The sequence below is a fragment of the Rhodococcus sp. RCBS9 genome, from assembly GCF_029457415.1.
Lineage (GTDB): Bacteria > Actinomycetota > Actinomycetes > Mycobacteriales > Mycobacteriaceae > Rhodococcus_F > Rhodococcus_F qingshengii.
In genome coordinates, this window is record NZ_CP120422.1 from 1,229,377 (window position 1) to 1,255,316 (window position 25,940).

Annotated in this window: 25 protein-coding genes; 13 read left to right on the forward strand and 12 right to left on the reverse strand. The window is 60.9% G+C overall.

Features of this window, described 5'->3' with window-relative positions; genetic code table 11:
- Positions 1 to 16 precede the first annotated feature (16 nt).
- The 6 genes from P0M12_RS05780 (at position 17) to P0M12_RS05805 (ending at position 6,263) form a co-directional block, all read left to right on the forward strand.
- Positions 17 to 1,513 (forward strand): condensation domain-containing protein, encoded by a 1,497-nt coding sequence (locus P0M12_RS05780; RefSeq protein ID WP_050654763.1) that lies wholly within the window; start codon positions 17 to 19, stop codon positions 1,511 to 1,513.
- Entirely contained in the window at positions 1,446 to 2,912 is a 1,467-nt protein-coding gene (locus P0M12_RS05785) for a condensation domain-containing protein (protein WP_047271036.1), read from the forward strand. Before P0M12_RS05780 ends, P0M12_RS05785 begins: the two co-directional genes overlap by 68 nt.
- Complete coding sequence (locus P0M12_RS05790; RefSeq protein WP_277377517.1) at positions 2,912 to 4,294, forward strand: condensation domain-containing protein; 1,383 nt, start codon at positions 2,912 to 2,914, stop codon at positions 4,292 to 4,294. The genes P0M12_RS05785 and P0M12_RS05790 overlap by 1 nt, the downstream gene beginning before the upstream one ends.
- A gap of 78 nt (positions 4,295 to 4,372) precedes the next feature.
- Complete coding sequence (locus P0M12_RS05795) at positions 4,373 to 4,834, forward strand: MarR family transcriptional regulator (protein WP_042451335.1); 462 nt, start codon at positions 4,373 to 4,375, stop codon at positions 4,832 to 4,834.
- Complete coding sequence (locus P0M12_RS05800) at positions 4,831 to 5,259, forward strand: organic hydroperoxide resistance protein (RefSeq protein ID WP_003939720.1); 429 nt, start codon at positions 4,831 to 4,833, stop codon at positions 5,257 to 5,259. Before P0M12_RS05795 ends, P0M12_RS05800 begins: the two co-directional genes overlap by 4 nt.
- On the forward strand, positions 5,256 to 6,263 hold the full coding sequence (locus P0M12_RS05805; protein ID WP_019745038.1) for a zinc-binding dehydrogenase: 1,008 nt from the start codon (positions 5,256 to 5,258) through the stop codon (positions 6,261 to 6,263). Before P0M12_RS05800 ends, P0M12_RS05805 begins: the two co-directional genes overlap by 4 nt.
- Positions 6,264 to 6,341: 78 nt before the next feature.
- Here P0M12_RS05805 and P0M12_RS05810 read toward each other — a convergent pair whose 3' ends face one another.
- The 3 genes from P0M12_RS05810 to P0M12_RS05820 all read right to left on the reverse strand — a co-directional run bounded on the left by P0M12_RS05810 (position 6,342) and on the right by P0M12_RS05820 (position 8,639).
- On the reverse strand, positions 6,342 to 7,217 hold the full coding sequence (locus tag P0M12_RS05810; RefSeq protein ID WP_030535283.1) for an oxidoreductase: 876 nt from the start codon (positions 7,215 to 7,217) through the stop codon (positions 6,342 to 6,344).
- A 50-nt stretch (positions 7,218 to 7,267) separates the two neighbouring features.
- Positions 7,268 to 8,221: a membrane protein insertase YidC gene (gene yidC, locus P0M12_RS05815; RefSeq protein WP_003939695.1), complete on the reverse strand. Its 954-nt coding sequence runs from the start codon at positions 8,219 to 8,221 to the stop codon at positions 7,268 to 7,270.
- Positions 8,222 to 8,333: 112 nt separating this feature from the next.
- Positions 8,334 to 8,639, reverse strand: coding sequence for a DUF6412 domain-containing protein (locus P0M12_RS05820; protein WP_029256089.1), 306 nt, complete (start codon positions 8,637 to 8,639; stop codon positions 8,334 to 8,336).
- A 282-nt stretch (positions 8,640 to 8,921) separates the two neighbouring features.
- Here P0M12_RS05820 and P0M12_RS05825 point away from each other — a divergent pair, with 282 nt between their 5' ends.
- Together P0M12_RS05825 and P0M12_RS05830 are read left to right on the forward strand one after the other, a co-directional pair.
- Positions 8,922 to 9,569: a C40 family peptidase gene (locus P0M12_RS05825; RefSeq protein ID WP_245361483.1), complete on the forward strand. Its 648-nt coding sequence runs from the start codon at positions 8,922 to 8,924 to the stop codon at positions 9,567 to 9,569.
- 190 nt (positions 9,570 to 9,759) lie between these two features.
- Positions 9,760 to 9,996 (forward strand): hypothetical protein, encoded by a 237-nt coding sequence (locus P0M12_RS05830; RefSeq protein ID WP_007733940.1) that lies wholly within the window; start codon positions 9,760 to 9,762, stop codon positions 9,994 to 9,996.
- Here the strand turns inward: P0M12_RS05830 and P0M12_RS05835 are convergent.
- Positions 9,971 to 12,328: a LuxR C-terminal-related transcriptional regulator gene (locus tag P0M12_RS05835; RefSeq protein WP_277377518.1), complete on the reverse strand. Its 2,358-nt coding sequence runs from the start codon at positions 12,326 to 12,328 to the stop codon at positions 9,971 to 9,973. The two genes, P0M12_RS05830 and P0M12_RS05835, sit on opposite strands and share 26 nt — an antisense overlap.
- 196 nt (positions 12,329 to 12,524) lie before the next feature.
- Between P0M12_RS05835 and P0M12_RS05840 the strand changes: the two genes are divergently transcribed.
- The 3 genes from P0M12_RS05840 to P0M12_RS05850 all read left to right on the forward strand — a co-directional run bounded on the left by P0M12_RS05840 (position 12,525) and on the right by P0M12_RS05850 (position 15,667).
- Positions 12,525 to 13,250 carry a GntR family transcriptional regulator gene (locus P0M12_RS05840; RefSeq protein ID WP_042451513.1) on the forward strand — a complete coding sequence of 242 codons (726 nt, stop codon included), beginning with the start codon at positions 12,525 to 12,527 and terminating at the stop codon, positions 13,248 to 13,250.
- A 108-nt stretch (positions 13,251 to 13,358) separates the two neighbouring features.
- On the forward strand, positions 13,359 to 14,933 hold the full coding sequence (locus P0M12_RS05845; protein ID WP_277377519.1) for an NCS1 family nucleobase:cation symporter-1: 1,575 nt from the start codon (positions 13,359 to 13,361) through the stop codon (positions 14,931 to 14,933).
- 5 nt (positions 14,934 to 14,938) lie between these two features.
- Positions 14,939 to 15,667 carry an aspartate/glutamate racemase family protein gene (locus tag P0M12_RS05850; RefSeq protein ID WP_003940161.1) on the forward strand — a complete coding sequence of 243 codons (729 nt, stop codon included), beginning with the start codon at positions 14,939 to 14,941 and terminating at the stop codon, positions 15,665 to 15,667.
- Here the strand turns inward: P0M12_RS05850 and P0M12_RS05855 are convergent.
- Together P0M12_RS05855 and P0M12_RS05860 are read right to left on the reverse strand one after the other, a co-directional pair.
- Positions 15,634 to 16,809, reverse strand: coding sequence for an MFS transporter (locus tag P0M12_RS05855; RefSeq protein ID WP_003939751.1), 1,176 nt, complete (start codon positions 16,807 to 16,809; stop codon positions 15,634 to 15,636). The two genes, P0M12_RS05850 and P0M12_RS05855, sit on opposite strands and share 34 nt — an antisense overlap.
- 98 nt (positions 16,810 to 16,907) lie before the next feature.
- Complete coding sequence (locus P0M12_RS05860) at positions 16,908 to 17,219, reverse strand: metalloregulator ArsR/SmtB family transcription factor (protein WP_007733929.1); 312 nt, start codon at positions 17,217 to 17,219, stop codon at positions 16,908 to 16,910.
- 341 nt (positions 17,220 to 17,560) lie between these two features.
- Between P0M12_RS05860 and P0M12_RS05865 the strand changes: the two genes are divergently transcribed.
- Both P0M12_RS05865 and P0M12_RS05870 read left to right on the forward strand, forming a co-directional pair.
- A complete protein-coding gene (locus P0M12_RS05865; protein WP_030535278.1) occupies positions 17,561 to 18,808 on the forward strand; it encodes an MlaD family protein in 1,248 nt (415 codons plus the stop codon).
- Positions 18,809 to 18,890: 82 nt separating this feature from the next.
- Positions 18,891 to 19,646 carry a class I SAM-dependent methyltransferase gene (locus P0M12_RS05870; RefSeq protein ID WP_030535277.1) on the forward strand — a complete coding sequence of 252 codons (756 nt, stop codon included), beginning with the start codon at positions 18,891 to 18,893 and terminating at the stop codon, positions 19,644 to 19,646.
- 43 nt (positions 19,647 to 19,689) lie between these two features.
- On the opposite strand, the gene P0M12_RS05875 is transcribed toward P0M12_RS05870, so the two are convergent.
- The 6 genes from P0M12_RS05875 to alc form a co-directional block, all read right to left on the reverse strand.
- A complete protein-coding gene (locus P0M12_RS05875; RefSeq protein WP_007733922.1) occupies positions 19,690 to 20,442 on the reverse strand; it encodes a MerR family transcriptional regulator in 753 nt (250 codons plus the stop codon).
- A gap of 75 nt (positions 20,443 to 20,517) precedes the next feature.
- Positions 20,518 to 22,005: an NAD(P)/FAD-dependent oxidoreductase gene (locus P0M12_RS05880; protein WP_007733920.1), complete on the reverse strand. Its 1,488-nt coding sequence runs from the start codon at positions 22,003 to 22,005 to the stop codon at positions 20,518 to 20,520.
- Positions 22,002 to 22,922 carry a hypothetical protein gene (locus tag P0M12_RS05885; protein WP_030535274.1) on the reverse strand — a complete coding sequence of 307 codons (921 nt, stop codon included), beginning with the start codon at positions 22,920 to 22,922 and terminating at the stop codon, positions 22,002 to 22,004. The genes P0M12_RS05880 and P0M12_RS05885 overlap by 4 nt, the downstream gene beginning before the upstream one ends.
- A 1-nt stretch (position 22,923) precedes the next feature.
- On the reverse strand, positions 22,924 to 23,835 hold the full coding sequence (locus P0M12_RS05890) for an SDR family NAD(P)-dependent oxidoreductase (RefSeq protein ID WP_050654767.1): 912 nt from the start codon (positions 23,833 to 23,835) through the stop codon (positions 22,924 to 22,926).
- 169 nt (positions 23,836 to 24,004) lie between these two features.
- Positions 24,005 to 24,934, reverse strand: a complete 930-nt coding sequence (gene puuE / locus P0M12_RS05895) for an allantoinase PuuE (RefSeq protein WP_042451351.1) — start codon at positions 24,932 to 24,934, stop codon at positions 24,005 to 24,007.
- A gap of 16 nt (positions 24,935 to 24,950) precedes the next feature.
- Entirely contained in the window at positions 24,951 to 25,937 is a 987-nt protein-coding gene (alc, locus tag P0M12_RS05900) for an allantoicase (RefSeq protein WP_007733917.1), read from the reverse strand.
- Between the last annotated feature and the right edge of the window lie 3 nt (positions 25,938 to 25,940).

Below are 25,940 nucleotides of genomic sequence, written 5' to 3' on the forward strand. Positions count from 1 at the left end.
GAGATCAGGTTTCCCAATGGAATTCACGGAACTTGCCGACTATCCCCTACCTCCAGGGACCGTCACCGAGTGGACTCCCGCCGCGGTGAATCCGCCCGAACTGTGGCCTGTCGACCAGCGTCCCGCCAGCTACATACACGAGGCACACTTGAAACATGCCCAGCAGGCGAAACGGCAGGTGCACCATCAGACCGACGTGTGCACTCCGTCGTGGCTGGGTACCTCGTTTCGCATCCACGACCGACTCGACCGAAGGATCTGGGCGGCCGCTCTCGATCACTGGATCGATCGCCACGAAGTGCTCCGAACACACGTCGCCGTGGAGGGCGAAACGATAGTCCGACGCACCGCGGCGTCTGGAGACGTCCGGATTCTGGGCACCGAGGTCGGACACCTTGCGTCCTCGATGTCTGTCTTCACGCATCTGCAGCAACTGCTCGACCGATCGACCGATCCACTTGTCTGGCCTGCGTATCAGTTCGCGACGATCGAAGGCCCCAACCACTTCACCGTGGTTTTTGCCGCTGATCATGCTCTGCTGGACGGATATTCGGTGGCGTTGACCGCGCACGAACTGCAGACGATCTACCGATCGTTGAGCGAGGGAAGCCCTCCCTCGCCGCCGGAGACCGGAAGCTACATCGACTTCGGCACCAAGGAACGAGATCTCGTGGGACACGCGGACCGCTCTCACCCGGCAGTGCAGACGTGGCGCGAGTTCTACGCGCAGGGCGAGGCTCCGTACTTTCCAGCGCTACCCGAACCGGTCACCGGACGCCGAGTCCCTCAGCAGAGCCTGTCTGCCTGGCTTCTGAGCGCCCGGGGAGCCGAACGCCTGGCAGAAGCGAGCAAGCGCAGCAACCAAGGATTCCTGGCCGCGATACTCGCGTGCGCGGCCAAGGTGACCGGCGATCTCACCGGTGCAGACGAATTCCGCGTCGTCGTGCCGCAACACACCCGTTCGGAGCTTCGATGGGCCGCGTCGCTGGGATGGTTCATCGGTGTTGTGCCGGTGAGGATTCCGATTGCCCCCGCCGCAACCCTGAGCGATCTGGCCAAGGTTGCCGGCACGGAGATACGGCGCGTCCGCCCCGCCGCGGCACTGCCGTATTCGAAAGTGTGCGAGCTGATCGACTCCCCGCAGCACCTGCCGTTCGTGCTCTCGTACATGGACGTTCGTCACGTTCCTGGTGCCGAGCAATGGACGAGCTGGCAGACCAGGGGCCTTCGTAGTCGAGATCATTCGGGAACCGACGTCTACATCTGGCTCACGCGGACTCCCGAAGGGCTCAATCTGGCCATACGCCACCCGGGCAACGCGCGCACGAGCCGCCACATCCATCAGTTCGCGGGACTCCTACGCCGCGAAATGGAGGACTTTGCCTTCTCGACCGACACTTTCGCACCTCCGACCAAAACCGCTGCACCGATCGAGGAGAACTCTCATGGAAATGACACCCATCGATCTCTGGGCACCGAAAGCCGGGACGCTCACCGAGTTCAGGCCTACTGAACAATCCCTGGCGGCGGCATCCGGGGCACCGCGGAGCGACCAACCGCTCTCGTTCCTACAGGAAGGACACATTCGTACCGCCGATCACAAGCGCGCACAAGGCGTCGACTGGTCACCGTGGATCGGATTCACGTTCACTCTGCCCGGTGATCTCGATCGGGAGGCACTGCGTCGGGCGGTCCAGGCGTTTGTCCTGCGGCACAACACACTGCACAGTTGGTTCGAGGTGAGATCATCCGAAGATCCCGACGGTAGCGGGGTCATCGACCGTCACGTGGTGGATGCGTCGACGATCGAACTCACGCCGCACAGCGTCGGTTCTCTGAACACGACAGATGCGGTTCGCGAGCATGTGAGCCGAAGTTTCGCCGGCGATACCAGCCCATTGCAATGGCCCTCGTTCATCAGTGGCGTCGTCGAGCACGGCGCCGGCTTCACCGTCTACTACGGCGTCGATCACTCGCACACCGACGGCCTGTCGTTGATGCTGGGCGTCGAAGAACTTCGTGCGCTGTACATCGCCGAAAGCGCCGGCATCGAGGCTCAACTTCCCTCTCCCGGCAGCTACGTCGAGTACAGCGGCGAGGAACGGACATCCGCGGGGAACCTCGACCTGGCCGCAACGCCTGTGCAGCAGTGGATTTCGATTCTCGCCGCCAACGCCGGCCAACTCCCGACGTTCCCCCTCGACCTCGGTGTCGCGCGGGGCGAACAGGCCCGGTCGACCCGCACACACATCGACGTTCTCGACAGCGACGAGTCAGCCGCGTTCGCAGCGCTGTGCAAGTCCAATGGCGTCGGCTTCTCCACGGGGATCTTCGCAGCCCTCGCCCTCACCGAGATCGAAGTTGCGGATCGAGCGAACTACTTCGCGCTCAACGCAGTCGGCACTCGCTCCGATCCGAGATACCTCTATTCCCAAGGCTGGTTCATCAATCTCGTCCCGGTCTCGTTCACGCTGAGCGGTGTCACGAACTTTACCGATGCACTCCCCCTTGCCCACGCTGCTCGCGCTGCGGTGAAGGGACTCGCGGACGTGTCCATTCACTCGGTGATCGCCCAGGTGTCGAAGTTGACCGGATCCGACATCGGTGGAACCTCGGTCCCGCCGATGGTGTCGTACATCGACATGCGCCTGATTCCAGGTGCCGAGCACCATGACGAACTCGAGGCGCGGGCACTGGGTGGGCCAGGAACGACGGGTGATCTGTCGATGTGGATCAACCGGAAGGAAGACCGTACGTACGTGATGGTCAGTTTTCCGGACACCGATCAGGCGCACACATCGGTGAATCGGTACCTACGACACCTTCGCAACGTCCTGAGAACGGTCGCTGATACCGGCGACTACCGTGTCGTGCGTCAGGCGGATGCACGTCAGGAAGTGGAGACCGCCTGATGCACATCACGTTTCTCGACAGGTTCGAGGCACGGCCGGGCCGCATTCTGCAGTGGACGCCGAGTGAAATCTCCACCGGAACGACGTATCCGGTTCCTCCGACCTCCAATCAGCAGCTGCATCTTGCCGGCAGCCGCGGCGATACGACTTGGCTCGCTGCCACTTTCGACGTTCCCGGCCCCATCGACACGGACGCACTCAAGGCCAGCTTCGAGGAATGGACGTCCCGTCACGACGCCCTGTCGTGCTCGTTCTCCCAGGCCGAAGAATCGGGTGAATCCTCGGCACTGTTCGTCGACGTCGCCGACGTCGGCGATCTGCGCCTGCGTGAGGAAACAGTGGCTGACGCGCGAACACCGGAGCAGGTGCGAGAACTCTTGGGCGAGCGCTTGGATCGATGGTGCAATCCTTTCGCGTTTCCCGCGTACTTTCTCGGTGCCATCACCCGCGAGGACCAGTCGACAGTGATCTGCGGGTTCGACCATGCCATCTGCGACGGCTGGTCCATGAGCATCGCAATTACCGAGATCAGCACTCTGTATCGCGAATACATGCGGGCGGACCCTGATCCGATCGCGTCTGATCTCCTTCCGGAGCCCGGGAGTTTCCTCAACTACTGCTTCCGGGAATCGGCAACCGCGGATCCAGAGCCCGGCGACCACCGGATTGCGGGTTGGCGGTCCTTCCTCCGAGCATGCGGGGGTGACACTCCCCATTTTCCCGTAGATCTGGGACTGCCCGCCGGGGCGATGTCGCCCCAGGGCACAGACACCCGAATGCTCCTCGACGCCGACGAAGCAGAGCTGTTCGACCAGAACTGCGCCGATCATCGGCACTCGTCGTTCGGTGCAATTCTTGCGTCGATCGGTTTGGCCACAACACAATTGACCGGCAAGAGGGACACGCCCCTACTGTTCCCTGTTCACACGCGTCGGGAACCGCGACACAACCACACCTTCGGATGGCTGGTAGCCAATGCGCCCATCACCGTGACGAGCATGGACAACCTTCACAGCACTGCCCGGGCAGTCAATCTCGCTTTCCACGAGTCACTTTCACTGTCGTCCGTCTCGTCGAGGCAGGTGTTGCGGAGCTTGGGGCCCGAGGTTTCGCCCACTCGCAGAGACATCTTCTCGGTGTCCTACGCCGACTACAGAACCATGCCCGGTGGATCTCGCCCCCGTAAATCAAAGTCCAGCGAATCACAGCCTGCGCCGATCAATCCGCAGCAACTCAGTCGCGTCTCGAACGCCGACGACGTTCAGTTCTGGTTCTCACGAACTCACGACGGATTGGCAGTGCGGACCAGGTTTCCTGCGCCCGCTGCCCGGACAGTGCACACCTTCCTCTCGCATGTCTCCGAGATCCTGTCGACGCCGTAGACGAACGGCCGCCTATTCGTAGATCTATTTGACACTTCTTTGTTGTGCACAACTTAACTGTGCGCTACAGTTGTTCTCGTGACCAACCCACTCGCTCTCGAACGCCAGGTCTGCTTCGCCCTCTATTCGGCGTCGCGGGCCACTACGGCCGCGTACCGGGCAATGCTCGACGACCTGGGAATCACGTATCCCCAGTACCTCGTCTTGTTGACACTCTGGGAACGAGACGGCCGCGGGGTGCGTGAGATCTGTGAGGCACTCGATCTCGATACCGGAACTCTGTCGCCGCTGCTCAAGAGACTCGAGGGTCTGGGATTCATCGAGCGCCGACGCCTCACCACCGACGAGCGTCGCGTCGAGATTCACCTGACCGAGGCGGGTTCCACCCTGCGCAGCAAGGCCGAGGACATCCCGGCCAAACTCGCAGGTGCCACTGGTCTGAGCACCGACGAACTCACCGAACTTCGAGACGTTCTCACTCGTCTCGGCGAGTCGCTCCAAGCATCCAATGCCCACTCCGACGGAAAGAAGAAGTCATGAACATCGTCTACACCGCAGAAGCACTTGCCACCGGCGAAGGCCGCAACGGTCACGCTCGCACCTCGGACGGACGCCTCGATCTCGGCCTCGCCATTCCCAAGGAAATGGGTGGCAGCGGCGAAGGCACCAACCCCGAGCAGCTCTTTGCCGCCGGATACGCAGCATGCTTCCACTCCGCTCTGCAGATGGTCGCCCGTGCCGAGAAGGCCAACGTGGCTGATTCCGCAGTCGGCGCGCGGGTCGGCATCGGCCCCAACGGTGCAGGAGGCTTCGGACTCGCTGTGACGCTGGAGGTTTCACTCCCCCATCTACCCCATGATCAGGCCGTCGAGCTGACGGAGAAGGCACATCAGGTGTGCCCGTACTCCAATGCAACTCGCGGCAACATCGAGGTCACCCTCGAAGTAAGTAAGGACGACGAATGAGCACTACCACTGTCAGCCGGGAAATCCGTCTCGCTTCACGCCCGAACGGTTGGCCCACGTCGGAGAACTTCGCCACCGCCGAAGTAGAACTCCCCGAACTCGAAGACGGCCAGATCCTGGTCCGCAACATCGCCATCTCCGTCGACCCGTACATGCGCGGCCGAATGAACGACGTGAAGTCCTACCTTCCGCCGTTCCAGGTCGGTGCGCCGCTCGACGGTGGTGCCGTCGGCGAGGTCGTCGAATCCAAGTCGGCTGATCGCGCCGTGGGCGACGTTGTCGTCCACGGCCTCGGATGGCGTGAATACGCCATCCTCGACGGATCCGCAGTGACTCCGGCCGACACGTCCATTGCGCCGGCGACGGCCTACCTGGGTGCCCTCGGCATGACTGGCCTCACCGCGTATGCCGGCCTCACCGCGGTTGCGGAGTTCAAGGAAGGCGATACCGTATTCGTCTCCGGCGCAGCAGGTGCCGTCGGATCGCTCGTCGGTCAGATCGCCAAGTTGCTCGGAGCGAAGCGAGTAATCGGTAGCGCCGGTTCACCGGCGAAGGTTGCCCGACTTCTCGAACTCGGATTCGATGCGGCATTCGACTATCACGACGGCCCGATCACCGAACTACTCGCCGCTGCCGCCCCTGACGGCATCGACGTGTACTTCGACAACGTCGGTGGCGAGCATCTCGAAGCCGCAATCGATGCCATGAACCAGGGTGGCCGGATTGCCCTGTGCGGAGCCATCGCTCAGTACAACACCACCGAGAAGCCCACCGCTCCCCACAACCTGGCACTGGTGATCGGCAAGCAGCTCACACTGCGCGGATTCCTCGTGGGCGGCTACCGTCACCTCGGTGGCGAATTCCGCACCCACATGGCAGGGTGGCTCGCCGACAACAAGATTCAGTGGGACGAGACCATCGTCGAAGGCCTGGAGAATGCACCGCAAGCGTTCATCGACCTGATGCGCGGCGCGAACACCGGCAAGATGGTTGTCACGCTGTAACCCGAACAACATCTAGCTCGAACGGATATGAAAGTGGCCGCGAACTTCTCGAAGTTCGCGGCCACCTTCATATCTGAATCAAATCCCGAACGAGACTCCGGTCAACTTCTCCGACAGTGTCCACAAACCCGAGGCTGTCTTCGTATCGTGTGACTTCTTGTTCGACCCCACGACCTTCGGATACCCTCGCTGCTCGAACGGACCGTCCGGTCCGATGTAACTGCCGCCGAAGGCATCCGGCGCGGTTGCCGCCCACAGTTCGGGAAGGGCGCCCATCTCCGCGGACTGCGCGAAGATCGAATTGCCGATTCCCATCAGCTTGTCCTGGATCGACTCGGTGTGCCCCTGCAGGTTCGTCGACGCGTACCCCGGATGCGAAGCGAGCGCTTTGAGCGAAGATCCCGACGCCGCGAACCTGCGTTGAAGTTCGTACGTGAACAACAGATTGGCAAGCTTGGACTGCCCGTAGGCCAACCATCGGTTGTACTTCCGACGTTCGAAATTGAGATCGTCCAGATCGACAGTTCCGAGCTGATGCAGGGCACTGGACATCGTCACGACACGATCGGTGAGCTTGTCCTTCAGCAATCCGGTCAATGCGAAGTGTCCGAGATGGTTTGTGCCGATCTGCATTTCGAATCCGTCGACCGTCCGGCGGAACGGAACCGCCATCACGCCGGCGTTGTTCACCAGGACGTCGACCTTCTCCGTTGCGTCGGCGAAGGCTCGTACCGACGACAGATCCGAGAGGTCCAATTTGCGGACAACCGCGTTGGGCCCGATCTCGGCGGCTACGGCGTCGGCCTTCGTGGTGTCACGACAGGCGAGGACGACGTCGGCCCCGGCTTTGCCCAGCGCTCGTGCGACTACCTCACCCAGTCCGCTGTTCGCCCCCGTGACGACAAATGTGCGGCCGGTCTGATCGACTACGTCTTCTGCGGTCCATTTGGTCATGCTTTCCAGCGTACGTGCCTTACTCGCCGGTAGGGAGGGGTCGCCTTCCGTCATCGCCTGCGCTTGGCGCGGATGGGCTTGGCGCCCGGCAGCGGCGGTGCAGCCACTCTGGGCGACGGGGGCGCGGTCATTCCGGGAGTCGGCGACGATTCGGCTTCCTTCTGCTCCGCAGCGATGCGTCCGTACACAAAATGCTGTTGTCCCAGCGTCCAGCAGTTGTTACTCACGAAATACAGCAGGATCGCCACGGGCGCGAACGCACCGAAAGCGATCACCCCCACCGGAAACACCCACAATGCGAGCTTGTTCATGATCGCTGTTTGAGGGTTGACGGTTCCGGTGTCCACTTGGCGCGCGATGGATGCCCGCGATGTGAAATGTGTAGCGACGGCGGCGAATATCATCAGCGGTACCGCTACCAGAATGATGGAGATACGGCTGACGTCGCCGAATGCTTCCAGTTGTGCTGCCGGGCTCGAAATCATGGCGGACAACGGTGCGCCGAACAGTTTGGCGTCGAGAAAAGACTGCACGTCCGAGGCACTGAAGAAGTAGTTGGCCGTGTTCGCGTTGTCCGCCACCGACATCGGTTCGGTCGGGCTCAGAAACGGGACGTGCGATGCCGCTCCGGTCCGATTGAACGATCGCAGGACGTGATAAAGACCAATGAACACCGGTGCCTGAACCAGCATCGGCAGACAGCCGAGCAACGGACTGTAATTATGTTCTTTCTGCAGCTTGGCCATCTCTACAGTGAGTTTCTGCCGGTCACCCGAATACTTCTTCTGCAACGCCTTGATCTGAGGTTGCAGCTTCTGCATCACCAGTTGAGTGCGGACCTGCTTGACGAAGGGTTTGAACAGCAGGGCTTTGAGCGTGAAGACGAGAAATACGACCGACAACGCCCACACGACGCCGTTGTCGGGTGATCCGGAGACCAGTGAGAAGACCTTGTGCCAGAACCAGAGGATTCCGGACACGGGGTAGTAGACAAAATCGAGCATGACGAATGAACCTCACCGAAAGGCACGCTCAGAGAGATGAGAGCGCGGGAATGGTCGTGGACGCAAGACGTCTGACCGACCTACGACGAGTTCACACCCGCCGACTGCCGATCTACAGACCGATTCCCGGAGCTCGAGGTTGCGGACGACCGGGCGCGTCCGGGCTGCTCTGCCTGCGGAAAGCACCACGCAGGCAGCGTTCGTCATCAGACGGGCCAGTGGCCGAAACCGCGCACAGTTGCAGAAGTTCGTACTTCGAGGAAGTTGCGAGCGCAGCGACCACGAAGACGGCAATCGCAGTTCCCAGCACCGCGGCGCTACCCGAGGAACCAAGCGGAGGCACTGCGAGAAGAGCGATGAACGGCAGCAGAAGCAGCAACAGTGACCGTGTCACCGTTCCTGTGCTCCGCTGTTGCATGACTGCGAGAGTACAGAACGTCTGCCGAATCCAGCCAGACGCTTGCCTCACGTACTTGTTCGCGCAGCCATTTGTGCGCAGGATCGTGGTCCATCCGACCGTGCCACTGTTGAGCGTTCGGCGCTCCCGCTGCGAATCGCCTGACCGGAGCCGGGGTGAGGCCGGCCGCCGTGCCCTCCTTGATTCGGATCACGAAAGTCCGTCGAAGTTCTCGCGATCGATCAACAGGCCTTGCACCCACAATGCCGCTCGAAACAGGTATGCACCCCGTCCAACTGACCGATGCGAACACGTCGAGGCGCAACCAGGCTGAGTGTCGCAAGCCGAAGCCCGATCACACCCAGCTGGACACCTGCTTCGGGACGCATCGACGCAAAGGCAACACGAGAAATGTCGCACCACCGATTCACCGACCCCCGCACGAAGAAGCATGCACTCGGAAGAGCGCTTGTCGTCGGCGTTCTTTCCCTGACAACCCTTGCCGTGAGTATCGACACCGCGAACGCTCAGGCCCCCGTGCTTCGGGACTGGAACATCGCCGCAGTTTCCGTCGACACGAATCCGGCGAAGGTGTCAGCTTTCGCTTCCTCGGATACAGGCCGCGTATTGGCAGCCGCAGAGTCCAAGATCGGCGCTCCGTACGTCTGGGGCGCGACCGGGCCGGACTCGTTCGACTGCTCCGGTCTCGTTCAATGGGCCTATGCACAAGCGGGCGTTTCGATTCCGCGAACCAGCTACGACCAGGCGGTTGGCGGCACTCCAGTTTCCCGGGACGATCTACAGCCGGGTGACGTGGTCCTGTACTACGGCGGGGAGCATGTGGGGATCTACGCCGGAGGCGGTGAGATCGTTCACGCCCCGACGTCCGGGGAGTCGGTCGAACGCGCACCCGTGGACTCGATGCCGTACTACCTCGCCCGACGTTACTGACATGAATCCCGCAAGCTCGATGAAACAGCGTGTATCGCGGCGATATTCGAATCGCTCGTCGCGAGCCGAACGATTGACACTCCCCCATTGCGCGGAATGTGATGTCATCCTCTCGCCCGCGAGCGCGGTCTGCGCCAGGTGCCGTGGGGCGCGGTTGGACGTGACGCGGTGTTGCGGAGACGGCACTGTCGTGTCCTGGCGAACGGTTCACGGCGACCCCTCGACCGTTCTCGCCATCGTGGAATTGGACGAGGGGCCGTGGCTGTACACTTTCCTCACCGAATCCCCTCGCGCGGATGCGCCTGGACCGCTACGAGTGTCGTTTCAGGGGCGTGAAGAAGGTAAGCGCTACCCGGTGTTCTGCTTGTGCGGCGACGACCGTGGTGAACTGCTATCGGACGTCAACTCCGGCCTGCTGAGCCATTGACCTCACGCGAGTCACGCTCCTGCGCGGTCGAGACGTACCACGCTGCGATCTGCGCTCTGGAACTGAATCCCAGTTTTGTCAGTACGTGTTCCACGTGTCCCTGAGCGGTGCGCAGCGAGATTACCAAGTGCTCCGCAATCGCGCGATTGGTCAACCCTTGGGCAACCAGTTCCGCAACTTGCTGCTCACGAGGAGTGAGGTGAGGCCCTTCAGCCGACGACGCAGTCGTGACACTGGAGCGCTTGTCGAGCGCATATGCGACAGCTTCACCCTCGGACATCGCAAACCCGCTGCGAAACGACTTGTCGAAAGCATCGTCACCCATGGCTTTGCGAGCAGTCTCTGCAGCAGTGTCGTGATGAGCTGACAAACCCGGCAGGCCCGCCAGCCGTCCCCCGACCTTCTGCCAATACATGGCTGCCGCGCCGAGCAGAACCGCTGCATGCTTCCAATCACGTTGCGCTGCAGCAATCCACGCCAACGGCTCGATACACCACGCCGAGTTCATCGGGGCATCGAGAATTCTCAGACTTCGAGTCAAATAGTCACTTGCGGCCTCCAATTCACCTCGGAGCCAGCTCACGAGCCCGAGAGTTCCCAGCGCAAATGCCTGGAACATCATCTCGTCGGCAGGCACGGTGATCGCGAGAATCTCTTCGTTGCACTCCACAGAGCGATCAAGGGCGCCGGACAGGAAGTACGCGACTCCCAAGGTGTCCAGGCCGATCACAACATGCAGCAGATTCTTGTCGAGTCGAAACAGCGTCAACGCGGATTCCAGCTTGGCTGTAGCGGTATCGAAGTTACCTCTGAAGGTATCGACGTATCCGTCTCCCCACGTCGCCAAGCCGCGCGAGCGCACATCCGCCAAGTCGTTTGCCAGGCGCCAACTCTCGTCGACCAACTCTTCTGCCCGTTCGAGTTCCCCCTGCATCGCGTGATTCACGGCGTCGATGGCCAAGACATCCACTCGGAACGGATCCAGCTCTCGATCCTGTGCATTCAAGGCTCGATCCGTCCAGTAACGCGCCTGCACAAGTAATCCACCTGCAAGCCAGAATCTGTACAACGCACCGACCATTCGCGTTGCAGATCGCGCCTCTCCGGCAGTGGAAATCGAGTACTCCAACGCATCGTTGACGTTGCGCTGTTCACGACCGAGCCTTGCGATCCAGGCAGCTTGCCGGCCACTGATCCACTCGGCTTCCGCATGAACGACCAGTGCCTCGAACCAATCACGATGGCTTCGACGCAGAGCGGAATACTCACCGGCGGACTCCAACTTTTCGTGTCCGTACTCCCGGAGTAGGTCGAGGAGGTGGTACCGAACATCCCCGTCGGTTTCCTCACGAATCAGGATGGACTTCTCGACCAACGCGGTGACGAGATCGAGCACTTCGGTCGAATTCATGTCCTGCCCACACACGCCCTCAGCGGCATCGAGATCGAACCCACCCGAGAACACCGACAACCTCCCCCACAACTGCTGTTCGGTTGGCGAGCAGAGGTCGTAACTCCAATCGATCGACAATCGCAGCGTCTGTTGACGACTCGGAACGTCGCGTCCACCCGTTGTAAGAAGTCGGTATCGATCCGAGAGCCTGTTCATGATCTGCTCAGCAGACATACCACGCAGGCGAGCTGCCGCCAGTTCGATCGGAAGTGGGAGTCCATCCAAGTCGTGACAGATATGCGCAACGGCGCGCTTGTTCTCCTCGGTGAGGGTGAAACCAGGTACGACGGAAGCCGCACGCTCGGTGAACAACGACACCGATTCGTACTGGGCAATTCCCTCGAATTCGGGCGGCTGTTGCTGCGGTGTGGTGAGTGAGGGAACGCGCATCGTCACCTCACCGCCCAGGCCCAGCGATTCGCGGCTCGTCGCCAGGATCTTGACGCCGGCACATCGCCGTAGGATCGCGCCTACGAACACAGCGACGGCATCGACCAGATGTTCACAGTTGTCGAGCACCAACAGCAGACTCCGATCGGCGCAGTAGTCGATCAATGCCTGCAGCGGGTCCGCCGACGAGACCGACCGGACACCAAGGGTCACGGCGACATGATCTTCGAGGAGATCCGAATCTGTCTGCTCCCCCAGTTCCACCAACCAGGCACCGTCTCGAAACACCCTTTGCAACGCGCCCGCAAGTCGGATCGCGAGCCGTGTCTTGCCCACGCCACCGATCCCGGTGAGTGTCAACAAACGGGACGTCTCGAACAATCTCCTGGCGTCGGCCAACTCACGCCGACGACCGACGAAACTCGTCAGCTCCAAGGGCAGGTTGCCGACAACTCGCTGGTCGGCTTCTGAGCGCACAGCGGATGCCATCGACCGACTCGCTTTCTGCCATACCACTACACAACAACGCTACCCCCACGATCGGCCTCCCGAGCAGCACTCACGCGAGCATGTGATCGGAGCCCACTTGTTCTCCCCCGAGTGCGAGATGCACGACGGCCACACCGGTGTCACGCAGACGAAACAACGTATTCCTACTCTGGCAGACAGACGAAGGGAGAGCGACATGCCGCCGCGCCGTAGATCGGTACTGCTGACGCAACTGGTAATCGATGCTCCCGGAAGTCCACAACAAACGATCCTCGACGAACTGCGGCGAGTGATTCTGTCGGGTTCGGCGCCTCCGGGTACCCCGATTCCTCTCGGCGACGTGGCTGATGTGTTCGGTGTCAGTCGAATACCTGTGCGGGAATCACTGAAAACACTGGTCGGAGAGTCCTTGGTCGACCATCGACATCAATTCGGCTACACCGTTGCTCAGCTGACGCCGGCAGAACTGCGAGAGATGTACATCGTCCGCGAAACTCTCGAATCAGCTGCATTGGCCGTCGCCGTCGAGCAGGCAACCGAAGAGGATCACGAACACGCCGTCGAGGTGAACTCCCGTTTGGAGATCGCATTGCGCTACGACGACTCTCAGTCCTATCACTGCGAGAGCCGAAACTTTCATCTCGCACTGACCCGACCGTCTCAGATGCTTCGACTGCTGCACATGTTCGAAGCTGCCTGGAACATCACCGAACCAGTACAGCCGATGGTCCATGTTGCCGGCGTCGATCGCCGGGTTCTGCACTCGGATCACACCGCGATGCTGGACGCATTCCTGCGTCGGGACGCATCCGCACTTCTGAGCGCTTCCGAAATCCATCATCGCCGACTCGATACCGTGATCGCGACTCTACCGACAGACACCGGTCTATTGGCCGAAAAAGATATACCGATCACGCAATAGTCGTGCAACACAGCATCGATACCTTTCTCTCAACACAGTTTTCATCACTGACGCTGAGAGCTCGTGGCACCGTCCGCTGATTTCCTGCACTGATGCACAGGAGCTGTCATGACCGACATTCTTCCGTCCCGAACGACCACTACCCCCACTCCCCCAAAGGAAACCGGATCGGGTGACCTTGTCGAAGCCGCGGGTCACCCTGTCGGAAGCGGCCTGATCAAGCCGGGCTACGACCCTCGTTTGACCAACGAGGACTTGGCGCCGCTTCGCAAGCAGACCTGGTCGTCGTACAACATCTTCGCCTTCTGGATGTCCGACGTACACAGCGTCGGCGGATATGTCACTGCCGGTAGTCTTTTCGCACTGGGATTGGCCAGTTGGCAAGTACTCGTCGCCCTGCTGGTCGGTATCACGATCGTCTACTTCTTCTGCAATCTCGTCGCCAAGCCCAGCCAAGTTACCGGCGTGCCGTATCCGGTGATCTGCCGCAGCGTGTTCGGCGTCCTCGGCGCGAACATCCCGGCAATCATTCGTGGCCTGATTGCCGTGGCTTGGTATGGAATTCAAACCTTCCTCGCTTCAGCAGCCCTCGATGTCGTACTGATCAAACTCTTTCCGTCACTCGCGCCCTATGCCGTCGTCGAAGACTACGGATTCGCCGGACTCTCCGCACTGGGCTGGGGAAGTTTCATGCTCCTGTGGGTACTTCAGGCCTGTGTCTTCTGGCGAGGCATGGAATCGATCCGCCGCTTCATCGACTTCTGCGGGCCGGCTGTGTATGTCGTGATGTTCATGCTGTGCGGCTACCTGATCTACAAGGCAGGCTGGAGCGCCATCGATCTCACGCTCGGCGACGTCAAGTACTCGGGTTTCGACGCCGTGCCGGTCATGCTCGGTGCGATCGCTCTGGTTGTCTCGTACTTCTCCGGACCGATGCTCAACTTCGGCGACTTCTCCCGCTACGGAAAGTCGTTCGCTGCCGTCAAGAAGGGCAACTTCCTCGGTTTGCCGTTGAACTTCCTCGTATTCTCGGTGTTGGTCGTCGTCACTGCATCGTTGACGCTGCCGGTGTACGGCGAACTGATCACCGATCCCGTTGCGACCGTTGCACGAATCGACAGCACCTTCGCCATCGTTCTCGGCGCACTCACCTTCACCATCGCCACGATCGGCATCAACATCGTGGCCAACTTCATTTCCCCGGCCTTCGACTTCTCCAACGTGAGTCCGCAGAAGATCAGCTGGCGCGCCGGCGGAATGATCGCAGCGATCGGCTCGATCCTCATCACGCCGTGGAACTTGTACAACAATCCGGACGTCATTCACTACACACTCGAAACCCTCGGAGCCTTCATCGGTCCGCTGTTCGGAATTCTGATTGCCGACTACTACCTCGTGCGCAAGCAGAAGGTCATCGTCGACGAACTGTTCAGCATGTCGCCGACCGGAACCTACTGGTACAGCAAGGGATACAACCCTGCTGCAGTGATCGCCACCGTGGTGGGAGCCGTCGTCGCGATGGTCCCGGTCCTGGGCAAGGACCTCACCGGGATGTACACCGCAGCGCAGTACAGCTGGTTCATCGGTTGTGGGCTCGGATTCACCGTCTATTACCTACTCGCCGCGCGCTCTTCCTCAGCTGTCCGGAATGTTTCCTCTCCCGACACTGTGACGGTCGACTGATCGTCATGAGAATCAAGGTGATCAACCCCAACACCACGTGGGCGATGACCGCCAAGATCGAGGAATGTGCCCGGACCGTCGCAGGCTCGGGCACATTCGTCGAGGCCGTCAGCCCTGCCATGGGTCCCGCGTCGATCGAAAGCCACTACGACGAAGTTCTCAGCGTCCCCGGAATCCTGACCGAGATCGCCGCCGGAGAAAAGAACGAAGTCGACGGCTACGTCATCGCTTGCTTCGGTGACCCAGGTCTTGATGCAGCCCGAGAGTTGGCCAAGGGCCCCGTCGTAGCTGTTGCCGAAGCGGCAATGAACTACGCAAGTTTCCTGGGTCGCGGATTCAGCATCGTGACCACTCTCGGTCGAACCCGCGGCCGCGCCGCCGATCTGGTGGACCGGTACGGCATGCAGGCTCGGTGCCGAGGTATCCACTCCTGCGAGATTCCGGTTCTGGAACTCGATCGTGATCCCGACGCGCGAAAGGTGATCTTGGAAGCCTGTTTCGACGCATTGGAGCAAGACGACTCGGACGTCCTCGTGCTGGGTTGCGCCGGCATGGCGGACCTGTGCCAGGACTTGTCCGACGAACTGGGTGTCCCGGTAGTCGACGGCGTTGCCGCTGGGGTCACGATGGTTCAGTCGTTGGTCACCCTCGGACTGTCGACCAGTTCGCGCGGCGAGTTCGCACGGCCACTTCCCAAGAACTACACCGGTACACTGACACCGTTCTCGCTGTGAGCGTGCCTGAGCGAGAGTCGAACACCTGTCACCAGCAGCGCCAGGATCGCGAACAATACTCCAGCCCAGACTAATTGGCGGGTTTCGAAATGCGCGAGAAACAGTCCACCGACCGCAGTGCCGAGCGTGATCCCCAGGTTGGAGAACGAGATGAAAAGGCTGTTGCCGAATTCAGGCGCGTCGACTGCGTCTCGCCCCATCCAGCTCTGCGAAACCACCAGTCCACCGGAATGCACTACACCCCAAACCAACACGGCTACAACCATCGCGCCGAAGTACGGGCCCGCCAGATAGAGCATCACGTAGACGACGATGTACAGCAAGGGAAAAGCCACAACCGTGCGCACCACCCCCTTGGCGAGCAGAGCCCCGAAGACGAAGTTGCCGAAGATCATCACGACACCGAAAGCCAAGAGCATCGCGCTGATCCACGATCCGCTCATGCCGGTCACTTCGCCGAGGTATTCGGCAAAGTATCCGTACACCGAGAACATGGCTGCGAAGACGAAGGTGACGGAAAGAATGGTCAACCACACGCGCGGCCGGCGAAGTATCCCGACCTGTGCACCGTACGACAGGCGTTGTGTCACAGGAGCCGAGGGCAGAAGTACGACAATCCCGAGAAACGCGAGAACGTTGACCACGGCGCCGAACACGAATGCTGTCGACACCGAAAAGTTCTCGGCCAAATAGGACGTCAAGGGCACGCCGAACGCGAATCCGACTGTGACGCCTGCAAATACCTTGGTCACCGCGGCGGTCGCCTGTTCCGGCGATACCAGACGAACCGCACTTGCAAGCGCGACAGCGAAGAAGACCGGATGAACCACGGCGGGGATGATCCGAAATGCAAACATCACCTCGAAACTCGATGTGGTCGCATACACCACATTGGAGACCGCAAAGACTGCAATCGCTACCAACAGAACGGTTCTCCTGTTGATTCCCGAGGTGATCAGCGTTGTGAACGGACCGGTCACCGCCACGACGAGTGCAAACACACCGACCAACCATCCGGCAGTCGACGCGGTGATACCGAACTTTTCGCTGATCTGAGGCAGAACCCCGATAATGCCCATCTCCGTAGTGATGATTCCGAATACACCCAACGCCAGAACCGGTATCAACAATTTCGACTTCACGACACACTCCTCACTACTTCGCCACACAAGACAGTTACATATCTATATATGTAGATATATTTGGTTGAACAACCCGACCGACGAGGGCAATTCGGCCGCTACAGCTTTTCGCGAACGAATTCCCTGAACTCGCCGATCACGGATTCGTTTCGTCGGTAATACGTCCACTTCCCGATGCGCTCGGACTCGAGCAGACCCACGTCTTTCATGCCCTGCAGATACCCCGAGATCACCGACTGGGCAAGTCCCGATCGCCCCTGGATGTCACCGACACAGACTCCGATGTGAAACCCGAGATCCTGCTGCGTATACGAGTCCTCGTCGAAATACTTCGCCGGGTGCGCGAGCCACTCCATGATCTGCAGGCGAGTCGGGTTGGACAGCGCCTTGAAGATCGCCAAAGCATCCATGGACCACACCCCTCTGCACGACAACCGGAACGCATCTACTTTTATGGATATGTTTGGCGAAGTCAAGCCCGATTCAGACCGAAAGCCGTCTGCATCACATCGAAGCATTCGAAGTGAGCTGCGACACTTACGTTTCGACGACCTGCGGAAATCTCAGCGTCGACTTTCTATCTGTGACGACTTGTTTATAGTTATCGCCAACAACGAATTGCCGGAAGTTTCCGGTTCACCTCAGAACGTCCGTGGGTGAACACAATTCGCTCAACACCAGCCGTACCCGGCTTGTCATTCGGGAGTCGAACCATGAACACACCGCATCAGTTCAGGGTCGTCACCTCATGGTGATGTCGAAGCTCGCCAAATGGCAGCTGGTCGCCCTCGTCGTGGTTGCACTCCTGGGCTTGATCTATGTCGGAGCGAAATACGTACGGCTGGACAATCTTCTGGGATTCGGCCAATACACGGTCAAAACCGAACTGGCGACGTCCGGTGGCATCTTCACCAACGCCGAAGTGACCTATCGCGGTGTACCCGTCGGACGCGTCGGTGACATGTCGCTCACGTCCGACGGAATCGAAGTCGACCTGTTGATCGACAGCAGTGCTCCGCAGATTCCCGCATCCGCGCGGGCCGTGGTGGCCAATCGCTCAGCCATCGGCGAGCAGTACGTCGACCTTCAGCCCGATACCGACCAGGGCCCGTTCCTCGAAGACGGCTCGGTGATCGCCGTGGGCGACACAACCACGCCGATCCCGATCGAGAATGTCTTGACCAGCGCCAACGGTCTGGTGCACTCCGTTCCGGTCGACGCACTCCACACCGTCGCGAAAGAACTCGGCGCGGCATTCAACGGCAAGGGCGAAGATCTGCAGGTACTTGCCGACTCGCTGTCGGGGATCTCCCAGTCGGGCCTCGACACCCTTCCCCAGACCCTCGGACTGATCCGCGACAGCCAGACGGTGCTCACGACCCAGTCCGATCAATCGTCGGCGATCAAGCAGTTCAGCACCGACCTCGACGCACTGACGGCGCAATTGCGCACCAGCGACCCCGACATCCGACGCGTGATCGACAACGGCATACCGGCCAGCGAACAAGTCGGCTCTCTCGTCACCGAAGCCGGCCCCGCGCTCACGACCAACCTCTCCAACCTCTCCGCCGTTGCAGCGGCAGCCGCACCGACACTGCCCTCGCTGCAGCCATTCCTGCTCTTCCTGCCTGCGCTCGCCGGGGCGGCGCCCACCGTTGCACCGGGAGACGGCACAGTACATCTGGGCTTGGTACTCGAGACCAACAACCCGCTCTCGTGCACCGTCGGTTACGAAGGGACCATGGCGATCCTCGACGAGATGAAGCGCAAGGACCCGAACTTCGACGACACGACGCAGAACTTCCCGTTGAACACTGCCGCCAACTGCCAGGCACCTCAGGGCAGCGAAACGGGGGTTCGTAGCGCCAACCGCATCGCGTTCGCCGACCCGAACACCTCGCAACCGTGGGACGGCAAGCCCAAGGTGGACCCGGACAAGCTCAACCTGAACCCGATTGCCACTCAACTCGCACCGATGCTCGGCGCCACCCCGAAGTAGCCGTAAACAACTGGCACCGTCGACCCTCCGCGACGATGATGATGTGATGTCGGAAGGAACGCCTGAAGGCGAGTCACAGAGCATGTCACGAGGTTTCGACGAACTTGTCGCCGAAGCGGAATCCGCCTCCGTCGACGGGTGGGATTTCTCGTGGCTCGACGGACGCGCCACGGAGCAGCGTCCGTCGTGGGGGTACCAGAGGCTGATGGGTGAACGTCTCGGCCGCGCCGGCGCCGCATTGGACATCCAGACCGGCGGCGGCGAAGTCCTCGCCGCTGCACCGTCACTCCCGCCGGTGATGGCAGCAACCGAATCCTGGCCACCGAACATCGCCAAGGCCACCGCCCTTCTGCGTCCTCGAGGTGTGGTGGTGGTCGCCGATCCGGACGAGCCGCCGCTACCGTTCGCCGATTCGGCTTTCGACCTGGTGACCAGCCGACACCCAGCGACGGTGTGGTGGACCGAAATCGCGCGGGTACTCGAACCGGGAGGAACGTACTTCGCTCAACATGTGGGTCACGCCAGCGTGTTCGAACTGGTCGAGTACTTTCTCGGTCCTCAGCCGCAGGCTCGTCGCGGACGGCACCACGAGGACGAAACTGCCGACGCGATTGAGGCCGGGCTCACCGTCGTCGACCTGCGTTTCGAGCGTCTGCGCATGGAATTCTTCGACATCGGCGCCGTTGTCTACTTCTTACGCAAGGTGATCTGGATGGTTCCGGGATTCACCGTCGCGCAGTATCGGGACCGGCTCCGCGAACTCGATCAGCAGATCCGTCGCGACGGATCTTTTGTCGCGCACTCGAGTCGATTCCTGATCGAGGCACGCAAGAGCTGAGCGCACCGCGACGGGCCGCACATCCCGAACGTGATCGATGCTGCTAGTCGGACTCGTCGGCGTCGCTCCGCGAGCCGATCGCAGCGGCAAGATAGTCGCCGAGTTCACGCTGAAGGTTCGCGTCGAGTGCCCGGGCCAGTGCCGAATGTACCGACGCCACACCGAGTTCACGCATCGTCTGGAGCATCTCGGCTGTTCCGGCAACCTCGTCGCCCTCCGGGAGCCAACCGACCCCGTGCTGATCGACGATGCGATCCTTTGCCGCCTGAATCAGGTCTTTGGCGATCCCGTCCACAGCGTTGTGAAGCTTTTCGTGCACATCGACCAGTTGATCGAGAGTGAAACCGTAGTCGAGGAGACTCGAAAATCCGCTGAGCAAAGCAGGATCGGTGAAAACGCAGTTCTCTCCTTCGATCTGTACCAGTCCGAGATCTACGAGACGATGCAGTTGACCATCTGCATCTCCCCCGAGAAACTCGCGTACGACGGCCATCTCGATACTCACGGTGTCGCTGCGGGACCATGGTTCGGTGACCGCGTGCTGCAGACCCAGCACCTCTGTCAGGTCTTTCCCGCTTTCCCACCCGGTGATGAAGTCGTCGATATGCGCAGTGGTGAAACCTCGTTGAAGAAGCGTGTCGATCAGCTTGAGGCGTTCGAGGTGCGCGTCGCCGTAGATGCCTACCCGCCCACGCTTCTCCGGCGGAGGAAGCAATCCACGTTCCTGATATGCCCGTACATTCCGCGAGGTGGTGCCCGCAGCGCGCGCTAGATCGTCGATGCGGTACTCGGTCACCGCCTCGTCTCCTCTGCCGCGTCGGTCGTCACGATTCCAACTTAGTGGCAACACCAGGCCGATCAGAACCCGGGATCAGGTCTGCGCGGTGTCTTTCTCGCGCACCGTGCTCGTGTAGTCCCGAAGATCCACCGATTTCAATTGGTTCACGTACTGGGTCGCGAAACCGGGAAACATAGTGGCATTGAATCCTTCGTCGGTGAGATACCAACTCGAACATCCCGAGTTCCACGTGGTCTTCGACAGCCGACGCTGCAACTCGACGTTGTACGCATCTTCGACATCTTGACGAACATCGAGTGCCTTGAGGTCGCGCTCGAGAACGATCTTGATCGCTTGGGCGAGATAGTCGAGTTGCGCTTCCATGTACACAAGGGCGGAGCTGTGCCCCGGACCCGAGTTGGGTCCGAAGGTGAAATACAGGTTGGGATAACCGGATACCGCAATGCTCTTGTACGCACGCGCCCCGGATTTCCACTCCTGAGCGAGCACACGTCCGTCCCGGCCGATGATCGGGACCGGTGTTCCGGTCTTGCAAACGTCGAAGCCGGTGGCGAAGACGATGCAGTCGAATTGATGCTCGATCCCTTCGACCGTGCGAATGCCATGTGGCGCCAATCTCGCGATCGGCCAGGTCACGAGTGTGCAATTGTCTTGCTGAAGAGCCGGGTAATACTCGCTGGTCATCAGCAACCGCTTGCACCCTGCCCGAAAGTCGGGAGTGAGTTGTCGCCGCAACCACGGGTCCTTCACCTGCATGCGCAGATGAAGACGCCCGACTGTTTCCACCACCCTCGTCAACGGGGATTCCCACACCACCCCGAGAGCTACCGATTCGTGTCCCCAGTACCAAGCCCGACGCGCCAGAGTCTGGACGACCGGATGACGACGGTACAGATCCTTCGTGCGAGATCGGGTGCGTAGGTTTGCTCGCGGCAATGCCCATCCCGGTGTTCGTTGGAAAACCTTCACTGATCGTGCAGTTTTCACGAGTTCAGGGACGATCTGGACGCCACTGGCCCCGGTTCCGATCACTGCGACCCGCTTGTCGGTGAAGTCGTAGTCATGGTCCCAGCGAGCACTGTGAATCTTGTGTCCTTCGTAGCTCTCCAAACCCGGAACAGCAGGAAAGCTGACGTTCGCCAGCGGACCGGACGCCATGACGACGGTCCGGGCAATGACCGCTTCACGGCCCTCGAGCGCGATCGCCCAGACACCTGTCTGCTCGTCCCACTCGACGCCCGTGACGTTGCACCGAAACCGAATCTTCGGCTCGAGGCCGAACTCTTTCACCATCGTTCGGATGTAGCCGAGGATCTCCGCGCTGGCCGAGTAGGTGTGCGACCAGTCCGGGTTCGGGGCGAAACTGTACGAGTACAGACGGGACGGAATGTCGCACGCAGCTCCCGGATACGTGTTGTCGCGCCACGTCCCGCCGACCTCCGTGCCGCGTTCGAGAACGACGAAGTCCTCGATACCGTTCTGCTTCAACCGAATCGCCGCTCCGATTCCTGCGAAACCTCCACCGATGATCGCCACTGACAGTGGCTCGGCAGTACTCATGCGAGTGGCTCGTACGTAAGTTCCTTGGCCCAGGTCGGCTCGGAATTGAGCCTGCTGCCGGAAAGTCGGCCAGTGACCTTGACCATCCGATCGGCAAGCAGATGGTAGGGATGGTTGCGATTGATGACCATGTTGCCGTGCCACTTCACCACCCGATACATCGGGACGCGGAGCGCGGCCGGACTCCGTTCGCCTACGTTCCTGAATCGCTTCATCGCGGTGTAGAGCCGTTCCTCGTTCACTCCCATGTCGACGATGTTGTCGCGCATCTTGTTCAGCAGCGGGATGTAGCGAAGTGTCCCGATGATCAACGCCGGATTCAACCAGGCGCCGACGGTTTCGACAACGAGCTTGCGCGTCGTCGAGTGCCCGAGCATCTCGATCACCGCAAAATCGACCGCCAGATGCCTGGACTCGTCTGCATTGATCTTCTTGAACACAGCCTGACAGACCGGATCCTCGATCTCGTCCATGATGAACTTGACCAGGGCTCCGTCGAGCGCCACCTCGAGCATCGGTATGACGGTCCCGAGAATCGAGAGCGACAAACCGTCGGAATGCTTGTCCAGCCAGTCGATGACGAGCTTGACGTTGATGTTGGGCTCGGGCATCTCGTCGCCGTCCAGCATTCCCCACCGACGCATCAGCGCGAGTTCGGCGTTGGCGTGCTTCTGTTCCTCGGCGTGGAAATGCCGATAGATGTCTCGGAGAGTTTCAGTCGGCGCCTTGAGAGCCATCGCAGCGAAGCCACGGGCACCGACGTTCTCGATCCACATCAGGTCCGACATGAACGGTTTCAGCTTCGCATGAAGCTCTGGACTGATCGTCTCGGCGCCCGGAGCATCCCAGTCGATGTCCACCAGAGCCCATTGGCGGTCCTTGATCTTGTGCAGCATGCCGTCGAAATCGAAGGACATGTCACGCTCCTTTCGTGCTCGGCGAGTTCGTCTCCGGCGCCGCCGAAGTTCCAGATGATCCCGACTTCTGTTTCGGTGCAAAGCGATTGAGAACTCCACAGCCCCACGTGTATGCAACGGGTAGATACCGTTTGAGTCGCCAGATCACCTTCGCATCGAACTGCGGCACCACGTAGAGTCGACCCTTGTCGTAGGCGTCGAGAGTGGTGACGGCGATGCGCTCCGGCGAAAAGCCGGTTCGCCGCATCAACGCTTGCGCCAATTGTGTTGCTTCCGCGGTGATTCGGCCGTCGAGAGCAACATTTGTCTTGACGAAGGTCGGACACAGCACCGTCACCCGCACTCCCGTACCGGCAAGTTCAGCGGACAAGGTCTCCGAGAGCGACATCACGGCGGCTTTACCGACGTTGTAGGGCGCCATCAGCGGCGCAGCCGCAAACCCAGCAGCCGAGGCCACGTTGATGAATCCCCCGGCGCCGCTCGCACGCAGTTGTGGAGCAAATATCTCACAGCCGTGCACGACACCCCACAGATTGATCCCGAGTGCCCACTCCCAATCGTCGAAACCGATCTCGCCCACCGGTTTTCCACCGATACCCACCCCGGCATTGTTGATCACCAACGAAAGCGGACCCGCAAGTTCGAGTTCCGCGAACAACGCCAGGTCCTGAACCTGCTCACGAATTGACACATCGCATTTGACGGCGTGCGCGGTACCACCGATCTCATCGATGAGTGCCACTGTGTCCTTGGCCCGTTCCAGCGAGATATCCGCGCAGATCACCTCACCGCCTCTGCGCGCCAACTCCAACGAAAAGGCACGGCCGATTCCGCTGCCGGCGCCGGTCACCACTGCGCGGGCATTGTGGGACAACTTCGATCCGCGGTTCTTGGTCGGTTTCTTGGTCGGCACCGGTCGGCTCACCTCGAAGACGCTTCGACTGCTGTGTGTTTCTCCATCTCCAAAGAGTCATCCACAACCGTGCCAGTTGTCAATGGCCTAGAATTCGATGGCGGAATACGCGGCAGTCGAACCAGTACCCGGACTGCTCGAATGAAGTCTTTTGTCGACCGACCGTGATCTAAACGGGGTGCGCGGTCTTCCAGTGCTCGGCGATGTCGATGCGCCGCGCGATCCAGACCTTCTCGTGTGACTGCACGTGGTCCAGAAATCGCTCGAGAGCGGCCGCACGGGCAGGGCGGCCGACTATGCGGCAGTGCAACCCGATCGAGAGCATCTTGGGCGATCCGGCCGTCCCCTCCGCATACAGCACGTCGAAGGCATCGCGTAGGTGCGCAAAGAACTGATCACCGCTGGGAAATCCTGCGGGAGAGGCGAAACGCATGTCGTTGGTGTCAAGGGTGTACGGAACGACCAGGTGCTTCACCGATTCTGCGCCACGCGGAACGTCGACCCAGTACGGCAGATCGTCGGCGTACGAATCGGAGTCGTAGACGAAGCCGCCGTGCTCGACCACCAATTCGCGGGTGTTCGGTGAATCGCGCCCGGTGTACCAACCGAGGGGCGCCGAACCCGTCAGATCTCGCAGAATCTGCACTGCCTCGGCCATGTCTGCGCGTTCGCGCTCGATGTCCACGGATTGGTAAGACTTCCAACGTAATCCGTGGCACGCGATCTCGTGGCCCAACTCCTGAAAAGCACTGACTGCTTCGGGGTTCCGCTGCATCGCCCGCGCCACCGCAAAGACTGTGAGAGGCAGGTTTCGCCGCTCGAAGGTTCGCAGTACACGCCACAACCCGGCCCGGGAGCCGTACTCGTACAGCGATTCCATGCTCATGTGTCGATTCGGAAATGCCTCTGCCGGAGTCATTTCCGACAGAAATGTTTCCGAAGCCGCGTCCCCGTCCAGGACGTTGTTCTCGGCTCCCTCTTCGTAGTTGAGCACGAACTGAACCGCTATCCGCGCGTCGCCGGGCCAGTGCGGATGCGGCGGATGAGGGCCGTACCCCACCATGTCCCGGGGATAGTCGTCGCTCGGATAGTCGCTCATGCCAACAACTTTACCGTCAGCGCCCGGAGATCACAGCGCGAGCAGCGTCGGTGAGTACGCCGAAGACTCTCAGCCGCGCCAGGCCACCGTCCGGGAAGATGTCCAGACGAACATCGGTGACCTGGACTTCGGAATCGATCGGAAAGCGATGGCGCGTATCCGGACGCAGCGTCGTGCGCGGCAACAGTTCGATCCACTCCCCCTCCGACGTCCGCCCGGTCAGAGCGCCCTCACCTGGACTGTTTCCGAGGAAGTACGAGGTGTCGATCTCGACGAAACTCAGCACGCCTTCACCCGCGAGTTGTACTTGCACCCAGTCGTTTCCGTTGTCGCGGCGCCTGGCGGTCTCCCACCCGTCACCCATCGAAGCAGCGCGTCCGGGAAACAGGATGTTCTGCGGTGAGCTGTAGAACATGTTGGAGCAATCGGTCACGCGGCCACCGTTTTCGAGTGCTGCGAGGTCCAACGGCCCGGCATCGAGGAAACGCGGGTCCGGCCGCGCTTCGCCGTGAACACGGAATCTCGCCACGCCGCCGTCCGGGTAAATGGTCAGCTTGACGTGCGTCCACCGCTCCTCCGACGCCACCGAGAACGGATTCTCCGAGTCACCGTGCACGGTCGAGCGCTCGACGATGGTTGTCCACTCACCGGATACGGCCAGGTCGGCGGGATCCGGATACCCCTCGACCGAGATTGCTTCCACCGAGATCTCGGGCGGGTAATTGCCCTTGAACCACGCGGTGTCGACCACGACGCCTCGCACCACTCCGGGAACACCGAGTCGGACGATCGCCTCGTCATGGCCTGCCACCCGGCGGCGACGCGTCTCCCAACCGTCGTACACCTGCCCCTTGTGACCGAACGTCGCCGGCTGGTACCCGGCCTTGCCTGGGCGGATCAGGGCCTCACGCTCGGCAAACGCCTCGTCGTTCGCCCAGATGACGGCTCCGCCGAGGGTGCGCAGTGCCAGATCGGGCAGCAAGGTGAATTCGGTGGTGCTCATCGG

Excerpts from the sequence above, each read along its gene's own strand:
- P0M12_RS05780 (WP_050654763.1), top strand. The coding sequence starts at position 17 with ATGGAATTCACGGAACTTGCCGACTATCCCCTACCTCCAGGGACCGTC.
- P0M12_RS05785 (WP_047271036.1), top strand. The coding sequence starts at position 1,446 with ATGGAAATGACACCCATCGATCTCTGGGCACCGAAAGCCGGGACGCTC.
- P0M12_RS05790 (WP_277377517.1), top strand. The coding sequence starts at position 2,912 with ATGCACATCACGTTTCTCGACAGGTTCGAGGCACGGCCGGGCCGCATT.
- P0M12_RS05800 (WP_003939720.1), top strand. The coding sequence starts at position 4,831 with ATGAACATCGTCTACACCGCAGAAGCACTTGCCACCGGCGAAGGCCGC.
- P0M12_RS05805 (WP_019745038.1), top strand. The coding sequence starts at position 5,256 with ATGAGCACTACCACTGTCAGCCGGGAAATCCGTCTCGCTTCACGCCCG.
- P0M12_RS05810 (WP_030535283.1), bottom strand. The coding sequence starts at position 7,217 with ATGACCAAATGGACCGCAGAAGACGTAGTCGATCAGACCGGCCGCACA.
- yidC (WP_003939695.1), bottom strand. The coding sequence starts at position 8,221 with ATGCTCGATTTTGTCTACTACCCCGTGTCCGGAATCCTCTGGTTCTGG.
- P0M12_RS05820 (WP_029256089.1), bottom strand. The coding sequence starts at position 8,639 with ATGCAACAGCGGAGCACAGGAACGGTGACACGGTCACTGTTGCTGCTT.
- P0M12_RS05825 (WP_245361483.1), top strand. The coding sequence starts at position 8,922 with ATGCGAACACGTCGAGGCGCAACCAGGCTGAGTGTCGCAAGCCGAAGC.
- P0M12_RS05835 (WP_277377518.1), bottom strand. The coding sequence starts at position 12,328 with ATGGCATCCGCTGTGCGCTCAGAAGCCGACCAGCGAGTTGTCGGCAAC.
- P0M12_RS05840 (WP_042451513.1), top strand. The coding sequence starts at position 12,525 with ATGCCGCCGCGCCGTAGATCGGTACTGCTGACGCAACTGGTAATCGAT.
- P0M12_RS05845 (WP_277377519.1), top strand. The coding sequence starts at position 13,359 with ATGACCGACATTCTTCCGTCCCGAACGACCACTACCCCCACTCCCCCA.
- P0M12_RS05850 (WP_003940161.1), top strand. The coding sequence starts at position 14,939 with ATGAGAATCAAGGTGATCAACCCCAACACCACGTGGGCGATGACCGCC.
- P0M12_RS05860 (WP_007733929.1), bottom strand. The coding sequence starts at position 17,219 with ATGGATGCTTTGGCGATCTTCAAGGCGCTGTCCAACCCGACTCGCCTG.
- P0M12_RS05870 (WP_030535277.1), top strand. The coding sequence starts at position 18,891 with ATGTCACGAGGTTTCGACGAACTTGTCGCCGAAGCGGAATCCGCCTCC.
- P0M12_RS05880 (WP_007733920.1), bottom strand. The coding sequence starts at position 22,005 with ATGAGTACTGCCGAGCCACTGTCAGTGGCGATCATCGGTGGAGGTTTC.
- P0M12_RS05885 (WP_030535274.1), bottom strand. The coding sequence starts at position 22,922 with ATGTCCTTCGATTTCGACGGCATGCTGCACAAGATCAAGGACCGCCAA.
- puuE (WP_042451351.1), bottom strand. The coding sequence starts at position 24,934 with ATGAGCGACTATCCGAGCGACGACTATCCCCGGGACATGGTGGGGTAC.
- alc (WP_007733917.1), bottom strand. The coding sequence starts at position 25,937 with ATGAGCACCACCGAATTCACCTTGCTGCCCGATCTGGCACTGCGCACC.